We start from the raw sequence: 2,003 nt of genomic DNA, 5'->3' as shown, positions 1-2,003 counted from the left end.
GCCGGCGTCGGCCGGCGCGGCCGTCCTGCGCATTGCCGCCAACCCGATCTATCCGCCGCTGGAGTTCCGCGACCCGCTGACCGACAGGCTGACCGGTTTCGACATCGCGCTGGGCGAGGCGCTGGCGCAGCGCATGACCATGCGCGCGGTGTGGCAGGAGACGTCCTTTCCGCAGATGATCCCGTCGCTGCAAAGCCGGCGGACGGACATGATCCTGAGCGGCTTTTCGGACCTTCCGTCCCGCCGGGGCGCCCTGGATTTCGTGCGCTATCTGAAATCGGGCGCGCAGGTCCTGGTGCTTCGGGACGATCCGATCCACCGGCCGGAGGATTTGTGCGGGAAATATGTCGCGGCCAGCCGCGCGACGGCCTTTCCGGCGATGATCCGGGACTGGAGCCGCGTGCATTGCGCGCAGGCCGGGCACCCCGACATGGTCGTCTATCCGTCGGAGAGCGGCGCCGACGCGCGGACCCAGTTGCTGCAGGGGCGCGTGTCCGCCATGGTCCAGGGCAGCGAGACGGTGGGGTATTTCATCGACATCACGCACGGCGCGTTCCGCCGCCTGGGGACGCCGCTTTCCATGTCCTATCTGGCCATGGCGTTCGCCAAGTCGCGGCCCGACCTGCGGGAGGGGGCGCGGGCCGCGCTGGCCGCAATGATCGCCGACGGAACCTATGCCCGGCTGCTGCGCCGCTGGTCCCTGCAGGAGGACGCCATCGAGATGCCATCCGGAGATACCGCGCCATGACCATCCGAACCGATCCCGTCACGATCGCGGACGCCGCGCGCCTGGCCGGGCTGCGCCGCGTCAGGGCCATCGCGTGGGGGCATGTCGGTTCGGCGGTGCTGATCGTCGGGTTCGTGCTGTGGGTGGCGCGGGCCTTCGCGCTGGGCCAGATCGGCTGGTCCTATGTCGGGGAATTCCTTTTCGTGCCGGCGATCCTGCGCGGGGTCTGGGCGACATTGCTGATGTCGGTCTGCGCCATGGCGCTGGGCATGGCCGTGGGGCTGGTGCTGGCGGTCGGGCGGTTGTCCCCGGCCGTGGTGCCGCGCGTCGCGTCCGGTGCCTATACGTGGCTGTTCCGCGGCGTGCCGGTCATTCTGCAGCTTCTGATCTGGTTCAACCTGGCGCTGATCTTTCCGCATATCGTCCTTCCCGGCGTGCGGACAATCCGCACCGTGGACCTGATGACGCCGTTTCTGTCGGCGCTGCTGGGCCTGGGGTTGAACCAGGGGGCCTATATCGGCGAGATCCTGCGTGCCGGCCTGCAGAGCATCGACCGGGGGCAGTACGAAGCCGCCGAGATGGTGGGAATGACGCGGATGGTCGCCCTGCGCCGGATCATCCTGCCCCAGGCCCTGCGGGTCGTCATTCCGCCGCTGGGCAACGAGTTCATCAACATGATCAAGCTGACTTCGCTGGCGAGCATGATCCAGTATCCCGAAGTGCTGCATAATGCCGAGACCATCTATTATGCGAACACGCGGGTGATCGAGCTGCTGATCGTGGCGGGGTTCTGGTACCTGATGATCGTCACCGTGCTGTCGCCCCTGCAGCATATGCTCGAGCGGCGTCTGGCGAAGGGAACGCACTGATGGCGGCGGCACCCGTGATATGGATGCGCGACGTCCATAAATCCTTTGGCGGCAATGCGATCCTGCGCGGCGTTTCGCTGGAGATCGCGCGCGGTTCGGTCGTCTGTATCCTGGGGGGATCGGGGTCCGGCAAGACTACGCTGCTGCGGTGTCTGGCGCAGTTGGAGATGCCGGAACATGGCGTGATGGCCGTGGATGGCGAGATCCTGGGCCATGTCGAGGCCAAGGGCGGGCTGCACCGGCGTTCCGCGCGGGACGTCGCGCGGCAGCGGCTGCGCACCGGCATGGTGTTCCAGCGTTTCAACCTCTTCCAGCACATGACCGCGCTTGAGAACGTCGTCGAGGGGCCCGTCACGGTGCAGAAGCGCCGCCGCGCCGCGGTCGAGGCCGAGGCGCACGCGCTGCTG

General features: G+C 67.6%; 3 protein-coding genes. All 3 read left to right on the top strand.

Translation table 11 applies throughout. The annotated features are described in order from the left end of the window. Positions 1-748, top strand: a 748-nt coding sequence (locus tag HUK84_RS16235; RefSeq protein WP_176641208.1) for an ABC transporter substrate-binding protein, incomplete at its 5' end; no start/stop codon positions are given. Then, positions 745-1,596 (top strand): amino acid ABC transporter permease, encoded by an 852-nt coding sequence (locus tag HUK84_RS16230; RefSeq protein ID WP_176641207.1) that lies wholly within the window; start codon positions 745-747, stop codon positions 1,594-1,596. The genes HUK84_RS16235 and HUK84_RS16230, both read left to right, overlap by 4 nt. Beyond that, a partial coding sequence (locus HUK84_RS16225; protein WP_176641206.1) for an ATP-binding cassette domain-containing protein occupies positions 1,596-2,003 on the top strand: 408 nt, incomplete at its 3' end. The genes HUK84_RS16230 and HUK84_RS16225, both read left to right, overlap by 1 nt.

Origin of the sequence: Nguyenibacter vanlangensis (assembly GCF_013376155.1) — a bacterium.
Taxonomy (GTDB): Bacteria; Pseudomonadota; Alphaproteobacteria; order Acetobacterales; family Acetobacteraceae; genus Gluconacetobacter; species Gluconacetobacter vanlangensis.
Note: the sequence above shows the minus strand (reverse complement) of the source record. Positions and strands in the feature narration are given on the sequence as shown.

Coding starts and splice junctions, on each gene's coding strand:
- HUK84_RS16230 (WP_176641207.1), top strand. CDS start 745: ATGACCATCCGAACCGATCCCGTCACGATCGCGGACGCCGCGCGCCTG.